Below are 19,698 nucleotides of genomic sequence, written 5' to 3' on the forward strand. Positions count from 1 at the left end.
CTCCCGCGCGATCGTCCGTCGGTCCGTCCTCGCCCCGTTCCGTCAGGCCGGCAGGTCGAGCCCCTTGCCCTCCTCGGCGAGCCGCGCCATGCGCCGCTTGCCGTCCTCGACCGCCTCGCGGATCTCCTCGGAGTTCTTCGTGGCGGAGACGCGCATCTCCTCGATGATCTCGAAGGAACGCGTCTGGAAGTTGATCACCGAATCGACGAGCGCCTTGACTGCGTCGGCGCGGATGGTCGGGCCGTAGCCGGCCTTGAGCGCCTCCTCCTGCACCTTCCCGCCGATCTCGGCGAGCACCTCGAGCGACTGCGCGGCGCCCTCCTTCATCGCGTCGAGCGTCTTCGTCGATTCGTGCAGGCCGAAGATGCCGGTGAGCGAGGCCGAGAGCGCGGTGAACACCGACTCGTTCGTGGAGAAGAACGAGATCGCCTGCTGGTAGACGCGCTCCTTGGCCGAGGTCGTCTGCATCAGCCGGGCCATCACCACCTCGGACGTGTTGTAGCCGATGGTGAGGTTGTCGGAGAGGTCCTTGGCGATCTGGAAGCGGCCCTCCTCGGCGCGCAGCGCGCGCATCTTCTCGTCGCGGGCGAGCTCGAGCCGGGCGCGCTCGGCCGGGTCCGACCCGGCGAAGGCGGCGACGGCGTCGGACGCCTGCTTGAGCGCACCCTTGGCGACCTCGAGCTTGCCGTCGGCGACGCGCAGGACCTCGAGCGCGGCGATCTCGGCCTGCTTGAGCGCGCCACGGAAGTCCTGGTAGGCCTCCAGGATGACGTGCTCGCGGTCGATGTTCGCCTTGGTGTCGCGGGCGACGTCGAGATAGGTCTCGCGGATCTCGCCGAAGCGCTGGGCGATGTCCCCGCGGGTCATCTTCATCATCATGTTGGCGAAGCGCTCGCCGATCGAGATGCGCCCGTCCTCCATCTGGTCGACGAGCATCTTCGAATCGTCGCGGATCGAGTTGAAGGCGTTGGTGATGGTCTCGTAGCGCTGGGCCACCTCCATCTGCCGGACCTGCTCGCGCACGACCTCGTTGAACAGCGACTGCTGCGAGAGCGTGCGGGCGATCACCGCGACCTGCTCGGGGGCGAGGAGCTGGATGCGATCGAGGAGCGCGACGACGGGCGCCTCCTCGCTGCGCATCTCCGGCACGAGCCCGAGTTCGCGCAGGCGGCCGATGGCGCGGTCGAGATATTGCAGCGGGCTGGGCAGGGGCGCGGAGCCGGTGGCGGCTGCGGCGGCGGTCTCGGTCGTCTCGGTCATGGCGGGCCCTCGCGGCGGAGCTGTGCCCGCCGGAGAGACCACACTTTCGCGCAAACGGAAAGTCGTCCTGTTGCGTATGGCGTCCCGGGCACGGCGGCGCACGCGCCCTCAGCCCGCCTCCACCGGCCCGCCGGCCTCCTTCCACGCCTTGAAGCCGCCCTCCACGTGGGCGACGGGCGTGAGCCCCATCTCGTCGGCGGTCGCCGCCGCGAGCGCGGAGCGCCAGCCGCCGGCGCAGAAGAAGACGAAGCGCTTGTCCTGCGCGAACACCGGCTTGTGGTAGGGGCTCCGAGGGTCGATCCAGAACTCCAGCATGCCGCGCGGGCAGTGCACCGCGCCGGGCATGCGGCCCTCGCGCTCGAGCTCGCGCGGATCGCGCAGGTCGACGAAGACGACGTCCTCGCGACCGGCGAGCGCCATCGCGTCCGCCACGGGCAGCGTCTCGATGCGGGCGCACGCCTCCGCCATCAGGGCCTCGTAGCCCTTCACGATCGTCTGGGGCATGGTCGCGCTTCGCTCCTCGTCCGTGCTTTCGTGCGAGGGTCGCAAACCGGGCCCGCGCACGCAAGCGCGAGCCCTCGGATGCCGTCCGGCACAAACGGGGGACCATGACCGCCTCGCTCGGCTTCTCCACTCTCGATCTCACGGCGCTCGCCTTCTTCGCGGCGGCGTGGGGCGGCTATCACCTCGCGGTCGAGCGGCTCGGCCCGGCGCGGCTCTCGCTCAACACGCGCATGGCCGCGCAGCGCCGAGCCTGGATGCGGGAGCTCCTCGGGCGCGAGAACCGCATCGTCGATTCGACCATCATGGCCTCGCTGCAATCGGGCGCGGCCTTCTTCGCCTCCACGGCGCTCCTCGCGGTGGGCGCCGTGCTGGCGCTGATCCAGGCGACCGACACGGCGCTCGCGCTGTTCGCGGAACTGCCCTTCGGCATCGCGGCGACGCGGCTCGCCTTCGAGGCGAAGGTGTTCGGGCTCGGCGTGATCTTCGTCTACGCCTTCTTCAAGTTCGCCTGGTCCTACCGGCTGTTCAACTACGCCGCGATCCTGGTCGGCGCGATCCCGCAGGACCCGCACGCGCCGGAGGCGGAGGCGGCGGCGGAGCGGGCGGCGCGGATGACGATCGTCGCCGGCGGCCACTTCAACCGCGGGCAGCGCGCCTTCTTCTTCGCGCTCGGCTATCTCGGCTGGTTCGTCGGGCCGTGGGTGCTGATCGCCGCCACGACCGCGGTCCTGGTCGTGATGGCGCATCGGCAGTTCGGATCGGACGCGCTCGCCGCGCTGGATGTACCGGCCGATCGCGGCTAAGGGAGAGCGCATGACCGACCCCGCTCCCGACGACGTCTCCCGCACGCTCCTCGACCTCGTCGCGCGGCGTGGGCCGGGCAAGACGATCTGCCCCTCGGAGGTCGCGCGCGCGCTCGGCGGCCCGCATCCCGACGGGTGGGGGCCGCTGATGCAGCCGGTGCGCCGCGCCGCCGTCGCCCTCGCCAAGGAAGGGCGCGTCGCCATCCTGCGCAAGGGCCGCCCGGTCGATCCGGACGATTTCAAGGGCGTCTACCGCATCGGGCCGACCACCGGGAGCGATCGATCGGGCTGAGGCGACGCGCGCGCTCGCGCAATCGCTTGTCATGGTCTGGATCCTCTATAAGATAGACGACCAAGGACCAACCGACGGAAGGATGCGCGAGCGATGATCGAGCGCGAGGCGGCGCAGGACGCGCTGGGCTATCGCCCGCTCTACCGCCGGGTTCGCGACGTTCTCGTCAAGCGCATCGGGGACGGCGTCTGGCAGGCGGGCGCCGCGATCCCGAGCGAGCCCGAGCTCGCCGCCGATCTCGGCGTCTCCCAGGGCACCGTGCGCAAGGCGCTCGACGCCATGGCCGCGGAGCGGCTCGTGGTGCGCCGGCAGGGCCGGGGGACCTACGTCGCGCGCCACGACGACGCGCGGATCCTGTTCCAGTTCTTCAAGCTCGTGCCGGACGATGGGCCGGCCCGCTTCCCCACGAGCCGCTTCCTCTCGGTCGGCTCCGGCCGCGCCGACGCGGCCGAGGCCTCGCGGCTCGCGATCGCGCGCGGGACGCGGGTCGTGCGGCTCGAGCGGGTGCGTGCGCTCGACGGCCGGGAATGCGTGCACGAGCGCATCGTGGTGGAGAAGGCGCGCTTCCCGGACCTCGACAAGCGCGACCTGCCCAACAATCTCTACGAGATGTACGCCAACCTCTACGGCGTCTCCGTCGCCCGTGCGGTGGAACGCCTCAAGGCGATCGGCGCGCCTGCCGGCATAGCCGAGGCGCTCGGCGTAGCGCCCGGCGCGCCGCTCCTCCAGGTCGACCGCGTCGCCACCGCGATCGACGGCGCGCCGGTGGAATGGCGGCTCTCCCTGTGCCGGACGGAACGGGTGCACTACGCCTCGGATCTGCGCTGAGACGCCGGTCGGAGGCGAAACGCGCTCATGTTGCAGTAAAGAGCGTACCATTGCGCAGACCGCGCATTGTTTTCGCCGATGCACACGGCAAGGGTAATCGTACTGTCGCAAGACGTTCACGTGGCCGTCATCGGGGTGTGATCCGTCGGGCTCCGGTTCATCCACGGAGTATCCACGCATGTTCTCCCTCACACGCCGCCGTTTCCTTTCGCGCAGCGCCACGGTCGTGGCGGCGAGCGCGCTCGCGCCCGTCCTCGTGACCCGCGCCGATGCGACCCCCGGACCCGGCGAGCTGCGGATGGTGGCGATCACGCCGAACCCGGCGGGTGCGGCGCAGCGCGTCTTCCTGCTGACCGGCGACCCGCTCGCGGGGCCGATCACGACGATCGTGGCGCAGGACGGCGCGCCCGTGCCGGAGCGCCGCCTCGCCGACGGCGAGCGTCGCGTCCTGCGGCTGATGCACTTCAACGACATGCACAACCATCTCACCGACATGCATCCCGCCCGGGGAGACACGCATCGCATGGCGCAGATCGTCCAGCGGGTGAGGGAGGCGCGGGCCGCCGCCGCCCCGAACGAGAGCGTGCTCCTCGTCTCCGCGGGCGACGACCACACCGGCTCGATCTTCGACGAACTGCTGGGCTGGTCGCCGGACGAATACGTGATCGATGCGGGCTACGCCGCCGCCTCGGCCGCGGGCGTCGACGTCGCGGTGCTCGGAAACCACGAGTTCGACCGCGGCGCCGAGCAGCTGCGCCTCGGAATCGAGCGCCATGCCGCCTTCCCGGTCCTGTCCGCCAACATCCACGGCTCGGTACATCTCGAGGCCGGCCGCGACTACGCGCCAGCGGCGATCGTCGAGGCGAACGGGCTGCGCGTGGGCGTGATCGGGCTCACCACCGCCGTGGACACCCGCGTCGGCATGGACAGCGACCCCGGCTTCGCGGTCGCGAGCCCGGTCCAGGCCGTCGCCAACGTGTACAAGGCCGTCGAGAGCGTCAGCGACGTGGTGGTGATCCTCTCGCATTGCGGCTACGGCCGCGGCATGCACCGCTCGGGCAAGGCGGGCGCGATGCGCGAGATCGGCGAGGGCGACTTCGCGATCGCCGAGGCGGTCGGGCCGCTCGTCGAGAAGCCCGTCGTGCTCGTGGGGGGCCATTCGCACACCGAGCTGAACACCGACGGCCTCGACGCCGACAACATGATCGAGGGCGTGCTCCTCACCCAGGCCAAGGCCAACGGCGCCTTCCTCGGCGAGATCGCGATGTCGCTCGCCGCCGGCCAGGGACGCGAGGCGTGGTTCACCAACGTCTCGCTCCACCCGATCAAGCAGCGCGACGACCGCGTGGCGGAGGGCGACGAGCGCTGGGCGTCGCTCGAGCACGACGGCGACTTCGATGCCGGCTTCGAGGCCGAGGTCATGGCCCCGATGATCGCGGCCCTCGACGGCAAGCTCGCCGAGATCATCGGCAGCGTCGCCGCGGATGCGCCGGTGTCCACCGAGGCGACGCTCGCCACGCGCTACACCGGCGAGACCGCGCTCGCGAACTTCATGAACGACACGCTGGTGCGGCGCTCCGCCACTTTCCCGGGCGGGGCGGTCGATTTCGCCCTGTTCAACGCCACGGGCCTGGCGAAGGGCATCCAGCCTGGGCCGCTGAGCTTCCGCGACTGGTTCGACGTGATGCCCTACGCCGACCAGGTGGAGGTCGCGACCCTGACCGGCGCCCAGATCCGGGACATGCTGACCTCGAACGCCCGGCGCCTGCTGCGCCCCGAGGAGGTGGCGAGCACCGACCTCTCGGCCTTCGTCTCGCGGGGGCTGCTGCACTTCTCCTCCGGCATCCGCTACACCGCCGTGCTGGCGGGGTCGGCGGCCGAGGCGCACGCGGCCGACATCACGCTCCACGGCCGGCCGATCGAGGAGGTTCTCGACGAGACCTTCACGATGGCCTTCAACACCTACGTGATGCTCGGCGCCTTCAGTGAGGCGTGGAACGACAAGCCGATCGGCGGCGGGATCGCCGGCGCGGTGCCCGGGTGGGACGTGCGCGGCCTGCCCTTCGACAAGACCGGTCTCGTCTACCGCAACGAGCTGATCGCCGCGATCCGGGAGATGGGCGAGGTGACCCGCGCGGCGGGCGCCGATCTGGACGGGCGCCTCGCGGTGGTGGCCTGACGCCGGGTCGTGCGTCGAGGAAGCGGAGCGGGGCCGTCGGGCCCCGCCCCGCTCCATCGGGTGACGCGTCGGGGCGGCGGGACGCCGGGCGGCTCAGAACCGCAGCCCGACGCCCGCCGTCACCGTGTGGCTCTGCGCCTTCTCGTCGAACGACCCCGAATAGGCGACCTCGCCGGTGAGGCGCGCTTCCGTCGCCTCGAGCCGGAGCCGGGCGCCCACCTCCAGCGCGTCGCGGCCGACGCCGTTCGCGCGCGCCACCAGCCGCGTGCCGAGGAGGTCGACGGCGGTCGCCGGTGCCAGGTCGCCGGAGCGGCGGGCATAGGCGACGTCGAGCTCGGGCGCGAGCCGCAGCGTCTGCGACAGCGCGAGCGGCGCGAAGGCCACCCGCAGGCCCGGGCCGAAGGCGGCGCGGGCGTGCTCCTGCTCCGGCAGGGTCAGCGACAGGATGCCCGCGCCGGTCTCGGTGGCGGCGTCGGTGCGCTGCCAGGAGCCCGAGGCGTGCAGGTAGGGCGAGAGCGCCGCGAAGGCCGTCTCGAAGCGCGCGCCGATGCGCAGGCGCGCGTCGAGCGCCGTGCCGGACACGTCCGTGCGCCCGACGAAGGCGCGGGTCGTGCCGAGCCCGGGGATGCTGCGGCGGGTGAGCGTGTCGTCGAAGCCCGCGACCTGGCCGATCACGTCGGCGAAGACCGCGCCGCGCGCGAGCGCGGCGTAGGCGAACAGGTGGCGCGCGTCGCCCACCGCGGCGTCGCCTCCCGTGGCGAACTCGGTCTCGCTGCGGGTCGCGCCGACGCCGACGCCGAGGCGCAGGCCCGCGCTCGGGGCGAAGTCCACGCCGGCGAGCACGCCGGACAGGTCCGTCGTCGAGCCGGGCCCGCGCGGCCCGCCGTCGAGCCGCCCCTGGCCCCAGAGCCCGCGCACCCAGACCGAGCCGTCCACCGTGCCGTCGGTCGCGAGGCCGACCGTGCCGGCGGAGGCGCCGAGATTGGCGTAGGCCGCGACCGGCCCGCCCGAGGCGCTCTGCGCCGGGAGCGGCGCGCCGAAGCCGCCGGCGCCGATCCGGTCGCCGATCGCCGCCGTGACCTGCGAGACGCTGCCGAACCGGTGGGTCGCCATCGCCGCGAAGGAGCCGCCCGCGCGCGGATCGCGCGTCGCGGCGAGGTTCGAGAGGCTGAGCAGGCCCCAGCCGTAGACCGGATCGACGCCGGGCGCGCCGAGGTCGTTCGCGGTCTGCAGCAGGAGCTGCGCGAGCTGCTGCGCGCCGGCGTTGGGGTACATCTCCTGCGCGATGGCGAGGGCACCCGAGACGTGCGGGGCGGCCATCGAGGTGCCGGAGAGGCGGGCGTATCCGCTTCCCGGAACGGTCGAGTTGATGCCGTCCCGGGCCTGGTCGTCGCCGCCGCCGGGCGCCGCGAGGCAGTACTCCATGGCGACGCCGCAGCGGTTGGCGTATCGCGTGATGATGCCGTCGCGGCCGACCGACGTCACCGCGAGCCAGCCGCGCTGGAGTTCGGGGAAGAGGTGGGGCAGGCCGGTCAGGATGCCCGGCTGGTCGAAGCTGTCGTTGCCCGTCGCCCAGACCTGCACGACGCCGGCGGCGACGAGGTCGCGATAGGCCTGCAGCAGCCCGGGGAACTCGCCTGCGAAATCGGCCCGCGAGACCTCGGGCGTGCGCACCGAGACGCCCCAGGAATTGTTGATGATGCGTGCGCCGTTGCCGTAGGCGGCGCGGTAGCCGGCCGGCAGCAGGTTCTCCATGTCGGCGAAGCTGATGCTTCCGCCCTGGAGGATCAGCACCGGCAGCAGGCGCGCGCCGGGCGCCACGCCCATCATCCCGCGTCCATCGCGCGCGGCGCCGATGATGCCGGCCACATGCGTGCCGTGGTCGTCGGAGTCACCGGTGACCGGGCCACGGGTATACATGTCGAAGGACGGGCCGATGCGGCCGATGAACTCGGGATGATCGAGCTGGAGCCCGGTATCCATGATGGCGACCGGCACGTTCGCGCCGGTGAAGCCCAGGGAGAGCGGCACCTGGGCGCCGATCATCGAGAGGCCGTACTGGGCCTGGAATTCCGGCGTCTGGGCGATCGCCGAGGAGGACAGGGCCAGCGCCAGGAGTGACGCCAGCGACGCTACGCGAACCGACATGATCTATTCGTTCCGATTTCTTCGGGATGTCGGTCCTAGCCATGCGTCTCGCGCGCGGCAACGCTCCGCGCGCGGGCGAGCGTCGGATACGCGGATGGGCATGTCGCGCACGCGCGCACGCCGCGGCCGTCCGGCCGCGGCGTGCGCGTTCGAGTCGAACCCCCCGGAGCCCCCGAAGAGACGTGCTCCCGCGGTTGTGCTCCCGCGGATCAGAGGCGGTAGCGGATCTGGTCGGTCCAGAAGCGCTCGAGCCGGGTCAGCGCCTGGTTGAGGCGCACGAAGTCCTCGTCCGAGATGCCGCCGATCGGGTCGATCGTGCGCGAGTGCTTCTCGTAGAGGGCGTGCACGATGTCGTGCACCTCCTTGCCGCTCTCCGTGAGCGAGATGCGCACCGCGCGGCGGTCGACGCGCGAGCGGGCGTGGTGGAGGTAGCCCATCTCGACGAGCTTCTTCACATTGTACGAGACGTTCGAGCCGAGATAATAGCCGCGGGTGCGCAGCTCGCTCGCCGTCAGCTCCTTGTCGCCGATGTTGTAGAGCAGCAGGGCCTGGACGGAGTTGACGTCGTCGCGGCCGCGCCGCTCGAACTCGTCCTTGATCACGTCGAGCAGGCGCCGGTGCAGGCGCTCCACGAGGTGCAGGGCCTCGAGGTAGGCGGGCTTCACGGGGCCGGGCGTCTCCTCGCGGGACACGGGCTCGACGATGGACTTCGCCAGAGTGTTCATCATGCGCCTCACTGTTTTTGTGTAGTGGCCGGGTTCCCGGCTCGTTCATGAGGCGAAACTAGGTTGCTCCGATAAAAACGAGTTTAAACGACACGATGAACGACAAGTTTCCGAGATTCGGCGATTCCCGGAAAGATACGCCGATATTCATCGTCAAAGGCTCTAAGCCTTGTGAGATCTAGGCGAGAACTCGTTAACCCTTACTCGTCTTCACCGGATGCGAGGAACGAGATCAGGAGATAGGTAACCATCAGCCCACAATAGGCCACCGCGAGCGCGAGGCTGACGGGCACGACGCCCGGGAAGAACACCGCCAGGACGAGGTGGCTCATCACGGCGAGAAGCCACAGCACCCCGCCCCAGGTCGCCGTGAGCCACAGGCCGACCGCGGCGATCGGGTCGATCACGGCGAAGTAGACGATCGCCGCCTGGAATCCGAGCGAGCGGTCCTCGAAGGGCGGCACCATGGCGCTCGCGCCGACGATCACCGCCCAGAAGGAGAGGCCCTTGGCGATCCACAGGAGCGCCATCAGCCGCATGAACCAGGTCAGCGTCCGGTCCCAGCGCAGGCCCCGCCCGGAGGCCGGCTCCGACAGCTTGAGCGCCGCGTCGACCGAGGAGGGCTCGGGGCGGCCCTCGTCGGACTGCGTGCGGCGGCGCCGGAAGGGCCACATCAGAGGACGAGCTCGTCGTCGCCGAGCGGCGCGAAATACGCCTCGATCGCGTCCCGCGTCACGTCCTCGAGCCGCGACGGGCGCCAGCGGGGGGAATGGTCCTTGTCGACGACGACCGCGCGCACGCCCTCGTAGAAATCGTGGCCGTCGAGGATGCGCGAGACGATGCGCCATTCCATCCGCATCGCTTCCGCGAAGGAGAGCCCCGCCCCGCGGCGCATCTGCTCGAAGGCGAGTTTCAGCGACGTCGGCGACTTCGTCGCGATCGTCTCGCGGATCTCCGCCGCGGCCGTGTCGCCGGCCTGCGCCATCCGATGGAGCGCCGCGAGCACGGCCTCGACGGAGCCCTCCGCGAAGCAGGCGTCTATGGTGGCCGCCTTCGCCTCGATCGGCGCGGGGCCGGGGTCGCGGCGATGGCGTTCGAGCAGTGCGTCCGGGTCCTCGCCGGCGATCAGGCCGGCGCGGATCGTCGGCATGGCCGCGCTCGAAACCGTGTGCGTGGCGAGCCCGAGCGCGAGCGCGTCCGCTGGGCCGACCCGCGCGCCGGTGAGCGCGAGCCAGAGGCCCGTGCGCCCCGGCAGCCGCGGGAGCGCGTAGCTCGCGCCGACGTCGGGGAAGAAGCCGATGCCGACCTCGGGCATGGCGAAGGAGTAGCGCTCGCCCGCGACCCGGTGCGAGCCGTGCAGCGACACGCCGACGCCGCCGCCCATGACGATGCCGTCGATCAGCGCGACGTAGGGCTTGGGGTAGGCCTCGATCAGCGCGTTCAGCTCGTATTCCTCGCGCCAGAAGGCCTGCGCCTCCTCCCGCCGCCCGGCCTTGCCGGCCTCCACGAGCATGCGGATGTCACCGCCCGCGCAGAACGCCTTCTCGCCCGCACCTTCGACGACGACCCGCGTCACCGCCGGATCCCGCGCCCACGCCTCGAGCGCGGCGCGCATGGCGCGCACGGCGTCGATGGTGAGCGCGTTCAGCGCCTTGGGACGATCGAGCGTGATCACCCCGGCGGCGCCCTCGATGCGGCAATGGGCGTCTCGTGTGTCGGTCATGGGCGGCCTTCCTCGTGCGTCGGGTTTAGGCGGGCGGGGGAGGGGGCGTCAATGCGGGGAGCGGCCGGTCGACGGCGCGCGCGGTGCCGCACGTTGCCATCGCGCCCGAGCGCGCGCTAAGGCTCGGCCGGTCGCGCGGACCTACCCGCCCGCGCAGGTGGACATGCGATGGATCCCCTCGTCCTCGCCGCGATCCTGTTCGCGGCCTTCCTGCATGCGGCCTGGAACGCGCTCGTCAAGGCGAACGTCGATCGCTTCACGATGATGCTGATGATCGCCGTCGTGCAGACCGGCATCGCCTGCGCGATCGTCCCCTTCGTGCCGCTGCCCGCGCCTGCGGCCTGGCCCTGGTTACTGCTCACCGCCATACCGCACACGACCTACAAGGTGTTCCTTGCGCGCGCCTACGACACGGGCGAGCTCGCGCGGATCTACCCGATCATGCGCGGACTCACCCTCGCGCTCGTCACCGGCGCCTCGATCGGGCTGCTCGGCGAGAGCGTTCCGCCGCTCGGCCTCGTCGGCGTGGGGGTGATCGGGGCGGGCGTGGTGATCCTGTCGGGTTCCGGCGGCGCATCGCTCGCGGGCGCCCGTGCCGCGACGCTTGCGATTACGCTCGGCGCCGCGGGAAGCGCCGCGGCCTATACGGTGATCGACGGCATCGGCGTGCGCCTCGCGGGCGAGGTCGCCGCCTTCGCCGCCTGGATGTTCATCCTCGACGGGCTCGGCATGATCCTCTTCGCCGCCGCGACCCGTGGGCGGTCCGCCTTCAAGGCAATGAGGCCGCATTGGCGGGTCGGCCTGCTCGCCGGATCGATTGCCTTCACCTGCTACTGGATCGCCCTGTGGGCGCTCGCGCACGCGCCGATCGCCCTCGTCGCCGCGCTTCGCGAGACGAGCATACTCTTCGCGCTCGCACTGGCCCGGCTGCGGCTGGCCGAGCGGCTGGACCGGGCGAAGCTGTCGGGGGCAGGAGCGGTGCTGGCGGGGATCGTGCTGATCCGGATCGCCTGAGCGAGGTCGTGCCCACCCCGCATCCGGTCCATTGCGCATGGCGCGAAACCCGCCTCATGTTAGACCTGTTCGAAACATGACGTCGGCCACCTCAGTCTTCCCCCGGGCCGGCGTGGAGACGCGTCGATGTCGAGCCTCACCCCCTTCCAGCGTCCCGGGTCCGACCCGTCCTCCCGCGCCGGCGACCGCGGCGCCTCCGCCGCGCAGGAGGTGCAGAACCGCCTCGATCTGCGTCATCGCCCGCGCCGCAACCGCAAGGCCGACTGGTCGCGCCGGCTGGTGCGCGAGAACACGCTCACCGTCGACGACCTGATCTGGCCGCTCTTCCTCACGGACGGCGAGGGCGTGCGCCAGGACGTGCCCTCCATGCCCGGCGTGGTGCGGATGTCCGTGGACCAGGCGGTGGGCGAGGCGGAGCGCGCGGCGGCGCTCGGCATCCCGGCACTGGCTCTGTTTCCCAACACCGATCCCGCCAAGCGCGACGACGCGGGGTCCGAGGCGCTCAACCCGGAGAACCTCGTCTGCCGCGCGAGCCGCGCGATCAAGCGCGCGGTGCCCGGCATCGGCCTCGTCACCGACGTGGCGCTCGACCCCTACACCTCCCACGGCCACGACGGGCTGCTCGCCGGCGAGACCATCCTCAACGACGAGACGGTGGAGACGCTGGCGCGCCAGGCGGTGCTGCAGGCGCAGGCCGGCTCCGACGTGATCGCGCCGTCCGACATGATGGACGGGCGCGTCGGCGCGATCCGCGAGGCGCTCGACGCCGCCGGCCACGCGGACGTGCAGATCATGGCCTATGCGGCGAAGTACGCGAGCGCCTTCTACGGCCCGTTCCGCGACGCGGTGGGCACCTCGAAGACGCTGTGCGGCGACAAGCGCACCTACCAGATGGACCCCGCCAACGCGCGCGAGGCGCTGCGCGAGGTCGCGCTCGACCTCGAGGAGGGCGCCGACATGGTGATGGTGAAGCCGGGCATGCCCTATCTCGACATCTGCGCCAAGGTGAAGGACGCCTTCGGCGTGCCGACCTTCGCCTACCAGGTTTCGGGCGAGTACGCGATGATCGAGGCGGCGGCGAGGAACGGCTGGCTCGACGGCGAGCGGGCGATGCTCGAGAGCCTGATGGCGTTCAAGCGCGCGGGCTGCGACGGCGTCCTGACCTATTTCGCCCCGCGCGTGGCCGAGATCCTGTCGCGCCGCTGAGGGGCGGGCGGCCGTGCTCCGGGCGATCGTGCTCCTCGCCGCGCTGGCGGCGCCGGCGCTCCTCCTCGTCGCCTGCGGCAGCGCCGACCGGGAGGAGGCGCGCCTGTGCCGCCTCACGCTCCCCGTGCTCAACCCCGAGGGCGCCCGGCTCGCGGTGCTGCGCAGCGTGCGCACCGGGGAGAACGCGGTGCGCGTCGACTACACGGTGGAGGCCCGCGGGCGGGCGCGCCAGCGCTGGGTCGTCTGCCGCTTCTCGCCGACGCCCATGCGCGCCGGCACACCCGAGATCGTGGCGCTCGAGACCGACACGGGGCGGATCGGCGGCGCGTCGCTCTACCTGATGCGCCGCTTCTGGCTCGACACGCCGGACGCGCCCGCCGCGGACCCCGGGGCGGGCTGACGACACCGCGAGGCCCGCGAGAGAAGAATCCTCCCCATCCGACAGCGATCCCCTTCCGCCGGGAACAAAGCCGGCGTCCCGTGCGTAGCGCCTGCGCAAGCGTAACGCGGGCCGTACCGTCCTCGACGGCGCGCCGGCCCCTGTCGGATCGGGAGGATGCCTCATGGCCGCTGGCACGGTTCGCGTCGGGTTGGTGGGCGTCGGAAATTGCGCGAGCGCTTTCCTCCAGGGCCTGAGCTTCTACGAGAGCGCCGCGGCGAACGAGCCGGTCCCCGGGCTCATGCACGCCGACCTCGGCGGATACCGCGTGCGCGACATCGTCGTCTCCTCGGCGTTCGACGTCACCGACGCGAAGGTCGGCCGCGACCTCGCCGATGCCATCCACGCGCCGCCCAACGACACGCTGCGCTTCGCCGAGGTCGCGCCGACGGGCGTCACGGTCGCGCGCGGACCGACGCTCGACGGGCTCGGGCGCTACCTCTCCGCGCGCGTGCGCGAATCCGAGGCGCCCGTCGTCGACGTGACCGAGGCGCTGGAGCGCTCGGAGACGGAGGTGCTCGTCTCCTACCTGCCCGTCGGCTCGCAGAAGGCGGCGGAGTTCTACGCCGAGCGGGCGATGGAGGCGGGCTGCGCGTTCGTGAACTGCATGCCGGTGTTCCTCGCCTCGAACCCCGATTGGCGACGGCGGTTCGCGGAGGCCGGCGTGCCGATCATCGGCGACGACATCAAGAGCCAGGTCGGTGCGACGATCACGCACCGGGTGCTGACGAACCTCTTCCGCGAGCGCGGCGTGCGGCTCGATCGGACCTACCAGCTCAACGTCGGCGGCAATTCCGACTTCGAGAACATGCTCGAGCGCGAGCGGCTCGTCTCGAAGAAGATCTCCAAGACGCAGGCCGTCGACAGCCAGCTCGGCACGCCGATGAACCCCGACGACATCCACATCGGTCCCTCCGACCACGTGCCCTGGCTCGGCGACCGCAAGGTGGCGCACATCCGGATGGAGGGCACGGCCTTCGGCAACGCGCCGATCTCGCTCGAGATGCGCCTCGAGGTGTGGGACAGCCCGAACTCGGCGGGCATCGTCATCGACGCCGTGCGGTGCGCCAAGCTCGCCCTCGACCGCGGGCTCTCGGGCGCGGTGGTGGGACCGTCCTCCTACTTCATGAAGTCGCCGCCACGCCAATTCACGGACGCGCAGGCGCACGCGCGGACCGAGGCCTTCATCGCCGGCGAGGACGACGCCGGGCAGGGGTGCGACGCGACCGGCCCGACGCTGCCGGGGCGAAGCCTGCGATGAGCCTCCTCGTCCACCTCGTCCGCCACGCCGCGCACGACGGCGCGCCCGGCACGCTCGCGGGGCGTGATCCCGCGATCCGGCTCTCCGCCCAGGGGCGCCGCGAGGCCGCGGCGCTGGCCGCGAGCCTGGGGGGCGTGCGCCTCGCGGGCATCGTGGCGAGCCCGCAGCCGCGCACCATCGAGACGGGGGAGATCCTCGCGCGCGGGCGCGGTCTGACGATCGACGCCGCCCTCGACGAGATCGACTTCGGCCCCTGGGCCGGCCGCTCCTTCGCCGAGCTCGAGGGCGATCCCGGCTGGCGGCGCTGGAACGCCGCGCGCGACACCGCGGCGACGCCGGCGGGCGAGACCATGGCCGACGTCGCCGATCGCGTGGAGGGCCTCTTCGCCGATCTCGCCGGCACCCACCCCTCCGGTGCCGAGATCGCGCTCGTCACGCATTGCGACGTGATCCGCGCGATCCTGTGCCGCGCACGCGCCCTGCCGTTCTCGCGCGTCTTCGACTTCGCGATCGCAACCGCCAGCCGCACCACGCTCGCCCTCGGCGCCGACGGCGCGCGGGTGCTGGTGGTGAACCACACGCCGTCCGACGCCGCCGAGGAGAGCCTTCGTGAGCCTGTCGCGTGACGCCATCGCCGAGCGGGTCGAGGCGCTCGGTCCGTGGTTCCACAACCTCTACCTCGATGGGGTCTGGACGGCGCCCGGCCACTTCCTCGGCGACTTCCCCGGGATCATGTGGCGGCGCTTCCGAGACGCGCTGCCGGAGGATCTCGACGGCCGCTCCGTCCTCGACATAGGCTGCAACTCGGGCTTCTACTGCGCCGAGATGAAGCGGCGCGGCGCCGGGCGTGTGGTCGGCATCGATTCCGACCCGTTCTACCTGGAGCAGGCCCGCTTCGCCGCGGAGGTGCTCGGCCACGACAGCGAGTTCCACGAGATGAGCGTCTACGACGTCGGCGCGCTCGGCGAGCGCTTCGACATCGTGCTGTTCATGGGCGTCGCCTACCATCTGCGCCACCCGCTGCTCGCGCTCGACCTGCTGTGGGAGCACGTGGCGGACGACGTGCTCGTCTTCCAGTCGATGCAGCGCGGGTCGCGCGACGTGCTCGAGCCCGCCGCGGACATGGACTTCTTCGACACGGCGGCCTTCGACGAGCCGGGCTGGCCGAAGCTGCACTTCATCGAGAACCGCTACGCCGGCGACCCGACCAATTGGTGGGCGCCCAACGGTGCCTGCACGCAGGCGATGCTGCGCTCGGCCGGCTTCCGGCCGTTCTCGCAGCCCGAGAAGGAGGTCTTCGTCTGCAGGCGGGTCGCACGCGCCGAGGGCGCGGAGCCGGTCTACCCCGCGCGCTCGCCGCACGACGCCACCACCGCACGACAGAGCAAGGAACGAGCCGCATGATCGAAGCCGCGATGATCTGGAACGAGCCGAACAACAAGTCGCACTGGGACCTCGAGCTCGACCCCGACTTCCGGCTCTTCGCCGAGACGGCGATCGCCGGCGCGCAGGCGATCCGCGGCGCGAGTGCGGGCCTGCCGCGGGTGCTCGGCGGCATGTCGCCGATCGACGCGGGCTTCGTGCGCAACATGCAGGCGCGCGGTGTGCTCGACCACGTCGAAGCCGTCGCCGTGCACGGCTTCCCGCTCGACTGGAACCACTGGTCGATCCACGACTGGCCGCGGATGGTGGACGGGATCCGCGCGCTGACGCACCTGCCGGTCTGGGTGAGCGAGGTCGGCGTCTCCACCTTCGGCGCCGAGGAGGTTCAGGCCTGGGGCCTCGGGCGGACAGCCGAGCTGCTGAAGGGGCGGGCGCCGCGTGTTCTCTGGTATTCGCTGTTCGACCTGCCGAAGTCCTGGGAGGCCACCACCCGCCATCGCGAGGCGGAGGGCTCCTCCTACTATCGCCACTTCTACCTCGGCCTGATCCGCGAGGACGGGACGCCCAAGCCCGCGCTCGAGGTCTTCGCGCGGCACACGCCGGATCTGGGCTTGTGCCAATGGTTCCATTTCGAGGATCATCGGCTCGACGACGCCGTCGTCTGGATGCGGCGCCTGGGCGTGCGCCACCTGCGCACCGGCCTCTCCTGGGCGGACTGGTATCGCCCGAACGCGCAGGCCTGGTTCGACCGGATGATGGATGCGCTCGCGGAGTTCGACGTGACGGTGACCTTCTGTTTCACGCCCGAGCATCTCGGCATCGCGCCGCACCACACGAGCCCGCCGCGGCGCAAGGAGGACTTCGCCGAATTCTGCCACCTGATGACCGAGCGCTACGCGGCCCGCACGGGGATCGTCTCCGATGCCGCGGCGCGACGCACGCCGCGCGTCGCGGACGCCGGAGCGGCGTGATGGCGGCGCGCGCCGACGCGCCGAGCGCGGAGGCGGCGCGCGCCTTCCTCGCCGCGCTCGCGGCCTCTCCCGATGCGCCCGTCGAGACGCACGTCATGCTCGTCGTGGCCCATCCCGACGACGAGACCATCGTGCTCGGCGCGCAGATGCCGCGGCTGCCGCGCCTCGAGATCGTCACCGTCACCGACGGCGCCCCGGCCGACCTGCGCGATGCCGCGGCCCAGGGCTTCGCGACGCGGGAGGCGTATGCGCAGGCGCGGCGGCGCGAGCAGGCGGCCGCCGTCGCCCTCGCGGGCATCCGCGAGGAGGCCCTCGGCCATCTCGGCTTTCGCGACCAGACGTGCGCGCACCGCCTCGCCGATCTCTGTGCGGCCCTCGCCGCGCTAGTCGCCGCTCGGGCGCCGGAGATCGTCGTGACGCATGCGCTCGAGGGCGGGCATCCCGATCACGACGCCGTCGCCTTCGCGGTCCGCGCCGCGCGCCTCCTCGCCATGCGCGGCGGCGCGCGGGCGCCCGAGATCGTGGAGGCGCCGCTCTACCGCCTCGACGGCGAGACCCGCGTCTTCCAGAGCTTCGCGCCCGGCTCCGGCGCGGGGGAGACCGTTCTCGACCTCGACGAGAGGCGGCGGGATCTCAAGCGCCGCATGCTCGCGGCCCACGCGACGCAGGCCGCCGTGACGACGCCCTTTTGCCTTCGCGTGGAGCGCCTGCGCCCCGCCGAGCCCGTCGACGTCGACGCCCTGCCGAACGATGGCGCGCTCCTCTACGAGCGTCGTCCCTGGGGCCTCGACGGTCGGACCTGGTGCGCCGCCGTCTCCGCCGCCCGCGCGGCGCTGGAACTGCCGCCGCGGCTCTGACGCGTCGCCGGCCGCCTTCCCGCCGCGAGAGAGCCTTCTAAGGCCACGATGTCGCAGCCCACGCCCGGGGGGCCCGAGAAGCGTGGCGACGCGATCTGCGATAATGAATTGCGCCGGCAAATAAAGCAGGAACGTTAGTCCACTAAGTATAGTCGTCAAAAAACTGTTACCGAGCCGCAATAGAGCGTGATCGCGCGCCGAAGAGCGCCGCTATCCCGCACGTTCTACAGGATCGGAGACGACCTCCATGTTCCGCACCCTTCTGCTCGGCACGGCCGCCGCCGTCGCGCTCGTCGCCGCCGCTCCCGCCTTCGCCCAGGACTGGAAGCAGGATCTCCCCGTGTTCCGCATCGGCCTGCTCGGCGGCGAGAACGAGGCGGATCGCCTGCGCAACAACGAGTGCCTGATCGAGGCGCTCGGCTCGCGGCTCGGCGTTCCGGTCGAGCTGTTCCCGGCGCCCGACTACGCCGGCGTGATGCAGGGCCTCCTCGCCGACCAGCTCGAGATGTCCTTCCTCGGCGCCTCGTCGTATGCCGGGATCTATCTGCAGGATCCCGAGGCTGTGGAGCCGGTCTTCGTCGGCGCCGAGGCCGACGGCTCGCTCGGCTACAAGGCCGTCATGTACGTGCGCGCCGACTCGGGCATCACCTCGATCGAGGAGCTCGAGGGTCGCTCGCTCGCCTACGCCGACCCGAACTCCACCTCGGGCTATCTCGTCCCGCGCGCCGAGCTGGCCCAGGCGGGGATCAACGACGAGGAGTACTTCTCGCGCACGGGCTTCGGCGGCGGGCACGAGCAGGCGGTGACCGCCGTGCTCAACGGCCAGTACGACGCGGGTGTCACGTGGGTCTCCGGCATCGGCGAGCCGTCGGAGGGCTACACCCGCGGCAACCTGCGTCGCATGATCGACAACGGCCTCCTCGACATGGCCGACCTGCGCATCATCTGGGAATCGAACCTCATCCCGAACGGCCCGGCGGTCCTGCGCAAGGACATCCCGGCCGAGGTGCGCGAGATCGTCGTCGACTACCTCGCCACCCAGCACGAGACCGATCGCGATTGCTATGTCAGCGTCTCCTTCGGCGACGGCCAGGGCTGGGCGCCGGTCGACCATTCCTTCTTCGAGGGCGTGGTCTCGATGCGCCGCGCGGAGCTCGCGGGCTCGCGCTGATCCGCGAACCGCACCAGGACGGACCCTCGCGCAGGCGAGGGTCCGTTCCGTTCGTCCGGCATGTGAAAGGCCGGCCCGAGGCCCCCATCCCGCGAGGACGTCATGCTCGAATTCAAGGCGCTCACCAAGCGCTTCAACTCCACCGTCGCCGTCGACGCGGTCACCCTGACCATCCCTCAGGGCCAGATGGTCGGCGTCATCGGGCGGTCGGGCGCGGGCAAGTCGACCCTGCTGCGCATGATCAACCGGCTGAACGACCCCTCCGGCGGCGAGTTGCTCTACAAGGGTGTCGACGTCGCGAAGCTCGAGGGTGCGGCCCTGCGCAAGTGGCGCTCCGACTGCGCCATGGTGTTCCAGCAGTTCAACCTCGTCGGGCGGCTGAACGTCATCACCAACGTGATGACCGGGCGCCTGCACGAGCACGGTTTCGTCTCCTCCATGCTCCAGCTGTTCTCCGCCCGCGAGCGCGCCTTCGCGATCCGGGCGCTCGATCGGCTCGGCATGGCGCACACGGCGCTCCAGCAGACGGACACGCTCTCGGGCGGCCAGATGCAGCGCGTCGCCATCGCCCGCGCGCTCGTCCAGGAGCCGGAGATCCTGCTCGCCGACGAGCCGATCGCCTCCCTCGACCCGCTCAACGCCAAGGTCGTCATGGACGCGCTGCGCGCCATCAACGTCGAGGACGGCCTCACCGTCATCTGCAACCTGCATACGCTCGACACGGCGCGGGCCTATTGCGACCGCATCATCGGCATGCAGGGCGGTCGCGTCGTGTTCGACGGCGCCGCGCACGAGCTCACCGACGAGGCGGCGCGCGAGATCTACGGCGCGGAAGCGGGCGAGGCCTTCCAGGAGGGGCTGACCTCGACGTCGCTCGGCGGGCACTCGCGGCCGGCGCCGGCCCCCGTGCGCGCCGCGGCGGTGGGCTGACGCG

General features: G+C 71.6%; 20 protein-coding genes. 14 read left to right on the forward strand and 6 right to left on the reverse strand.

Annotated elements, in window-relative coordinates; all coding sequences use genetic code 11:
* Nucleotides 1–42 precede the first annotated feature (42 nt).
* Nucleotides 43–1,260, reverse strand: a complete 1,218-nt coding sequence (locus AB9M23_RS19685) for a cell surface protein (RefSeq protein ID WP_372426283.1) — start codon at nucleotides 1,258–1,260, stop codon at nucleotides 43–45.
* Between the two features lie 108 nt (nucleotides 1,261–1,368).
* Nucleotides 1,369–1,764: a rhodanese-like domain-containing protein gene (locus tag AB9M23_RS19690; RefSeq protein WP_372426285.1), complete on the reverse strand. Its 396-nt coding sequence runs from the start codon at nucleotides 1,762–1,764 to the stop codon at nucleotides 1,369–1,371.
* A 104-nt stretch (nucleotides 1,765–1,868) separates the two neighbouring features.
* Here AB9M23_RS19690 and AB9M23_RS19695 point away from each other — a divergent pair, with 104 nt between their 5' ends.
* From AB9M23_RS19695 to AB9M23_RS19710, 4 genes are all read left to right on the forward strand, one after another.
* Nucleotides 1,869–2,567, forward strand: a complete 699-nt coding sequence (locus AB9M23_RS19695) for a DUF599 domain-containing protein (protein WP_372426286.1) — start codon at nucleotides 1,869–1,871, stop codon at nucleotides 2,565–2,567.
* A 10-nt stretch (nucleotides 2,568–2,577) separates the two neighbouring features.
* Nucleotides 2,578–2,859, forward strand: a complete 282-nt coding sequence (locus tag AB9M23_RS19700; RefSeq protein ID WP_372426287.1) for a DUF3253 domain-containing protein — start codon at nucleotides 2,578–2,580, stop codon at nucleotides 2,857–2,859.
* A gap of 93 nt (nucleotides 2,860–2,952) precedes the next feature.
* A complete protein-coding gene (locus tag AB9M23_RS19705) occupies nucleotides 2,953–3,687 on the forward strand; it encodes a GntR family transcriptional regulator (RefSeq protein ID WP_372426288.1) in 735 nt (244 codons plus the stop codon).
* Nucleotides 3,688–3,865: 178 nt separating this feature from the next.
* Entirely contained in the window at nucleotides 3,866–5,866 is a 2,001-nt protein-coding gene (locus tag AB9M23_RS19710) for a bifunctional metallophosphatase/5'-nucleotidase (protein ID WP_372426290.1), read from the forward strand.
* Between the two features lie 93 nt (nucleotides 5,867–5,959).
* Here AB9M23_RS19710 and AB9M23_RS19715 read toward each other — a convergent pair whose 3' ends face one another.
* The 4 genes from AB9M23_RS19715 to AB9M23_RS19730 form a co-directional block, all read right to left on the reverse strand.
* The gene (locus AB9M23_RS19715; RefSeq protein WP_372426292.1) at nucleotides 5,960–8,014 is read right to left on the reverse strand and encodes a S8 family peptidase; all 2,055 of its coding nucleotides are present in this window, start codon (nucleotides 8,012–8,014) and stop codon (nucleotides 5,960–5,962) included.
* A 209-nt stretch (nucleotides 8,015–8,223) separates the two neighbouring features.
* Nucleotides 8,224–8,739, reverse strand: a complete 516-nt coding sequence (ldtR, locus tag AB9M23_RS19720) for a transcriptional regulator LdtR (protein WP_372426342.1) — start codon at nucleotides 8,737–8,739, stop codon at nucleotides 8,224–8,226.
* 200 nt (nucleotides 8,740–8,939) lie between these two features.
* Complete coding sequence (locus tag AB9M23_RS19725) at nucleotides 8,940–9,413, reverse strand: DUF6163 family protein (protein WP_372426293.1); 474 nt, start codon at nucleotides 9,411–9,413, stop codon at nucleotides 8,940–8,942.
* Nucleotides 9,413–10,462 (reverse strand): enoyl-CoA hydratase/isomerase family protein, encoded by a 1,050-nt coding sequence (locus AB9M23_RS19730; RefSeq protein WP_372426294.1) that lies wholly within the window; start codon nucleotides 10,460–10,462, stop codon nucleotides 9,413–9,415. The genes AB9M23_RS19725 and AB9M23_RS19730 overlap by 1 nt, the downstream gene beginning before the upstream one ends.
* 168 nt (nucleotides 10,463–10,630) lie before the next feature.
* Here AB9M23_RS19730 and AB9M23_RS19735 point away from each other — a divergent pair, with 168 nt between their 5' ends.
* From AB9M23_RS19735 to phnC, 10 genes are all read left to right on the forward strand, one after another.
* Entirely contained in the window at nucleotides 10,631–11,476 is an 846-nt protein-coding gene (locus AB9M23_RS19735; RefSeq protein WP_372426296.1) for an EamA family transporter, read from the forward strand.
* A 126-nt stretch (nucleotides 11,477–11,602) separates the two neighbouring features.
* The gene (hemB, locus tag AB9M23_RS19740) at nucleotides 11,603–12,682 is read left to right on the forward strand and encodes a porphobilinogen synthase (RefSeq protein ID WP_372426297.1); all 1,080 of its coding nucleotides are present in this window, start codon (nucleotides 11,603–11,605) and stop codon (nucleotides 12,680–12,682) included.
* A gap of 13 nt (nucleotides 12,683–12,695) precedes the next feature.
* A complete protein-coding gene (locus AB9M23_RS19745; RefSeq protein ID WP_372426298.1) occupies nucleotides 12,696–13,082 on the forward strand; it encodes a hypothetical protein in 387 nt (128 codons plus the stop codon).
* A 163-nt stretch (nucleotides 13,083–13,245) separates the two neighbouring features.
* The gene (locus tag AB9M23_RS19750) at nucleotides 13,246–14,382 is read left to right on the forward strand and encodes an inositol-3-phosphate synthase (RefSeq protein WP_372426300.1); all 1,137 of its coding nucleotides are present in this window, start codon (nucleotides 13,246–13,248) and stop codon (nucleotides 14,380–14,382) included.
* Nucleotides 14,379–15,008: a histidine phosphatase family protein gene (locus AB9M23_RS19755; RefSeq protein WP_372426301.1), complete on the forward strand. Its 630-nt coding sequence runs from the start codon at nucleotides 14,379–14,381 to the stop codon at nucleotides 15,006–15,008. Before AB9M23_RS19750 ends, AB9M23_RS19755 begins: the two co-directional genes overlap by 4 nt.
* Entirely contained in the window at nucleotides 14,998–15,786 is a 789-nt protein-coding gene (locus AB9M23_RS19760; RefSeq protein ID WP_372426343.1) for a TIGR04290 family methyltransferase, read from the forward strand. Before AB9M23_RS19755 ends, AB9M23_RS19760 begins: the two co-directional genes overlap by 11 nt.
* Nucleotides 15,783–16,736 carry a glycoside hydrolase 5 family protein gene (locus tag AB9M23_RS19765; protein WP_372426303.1) on the forward strand — a complete coding sequence of 318 codons (954 nt, stop codon included), beginning with the start codon at nucleotides 15,783–15,785 and terminating at the stop codon, nucleotides 16,734–16,736. Before AB9M23_RS19760 ends, AB9M23_RS19765 begins: the two co-directional genes overlap by 4 nt.
* On the forward strand, nucleotides 16,736–17,593 hold the full coding sequence (locus AB9M23_RS19770) for a PIG-L deacetylase family protein (protein WP_372426305.1): 858 nt from the start codon (nucleotides 16,736–16,738) through the stop codon (nucleotides 17,591–17,593). Before AB9M23_RS19765 ends, AB9M23_RS19770 begins: the two co-directional genes overlap by 1 nt.
* 247 nt (nucleotides 17,594–17,840) lie before the next feature.
* Nucleotides 17,841–18,764, forward strand: coding sequence for a phosphonate ABC transporter substrate-binding protein (gene phnD, locus AB9M23_RS19775; RefSeq protein WP_372426307.1), 924 nt, complete (start codon nucleotides 17,841–17,843; stop codon nucleotides 18,762–18,764).
* 102 nt (nucleotides 18,765–18,866) lie between these two features.
* Nucleotides 18,867–19,694, forward strand: coding sequence for a phosphonate ABC transporter ATP-binding protein (gene phnC, locus AB9M23_RS19780; protein WP_372426309.1), 828 nt, complete (start codon nucleotides 18,867–18,869; stop codon nucleotides 19,692–19,694).
* The last annotated feature ends 4 nt before the right edge of the window (nucleotides 19,695–19,698 follow it).

The organism is Salinarimonas chemoclinalis (genome assembly GCF_041514305.1).
Classification (GTDB): domain Bacteria; phylum Pseudomonadota; class Alphaproteobacteria; order Rhizobiales; family Beijerinckiaceae; genus Salinarimonas; species Salinarimonas chemoclinalis.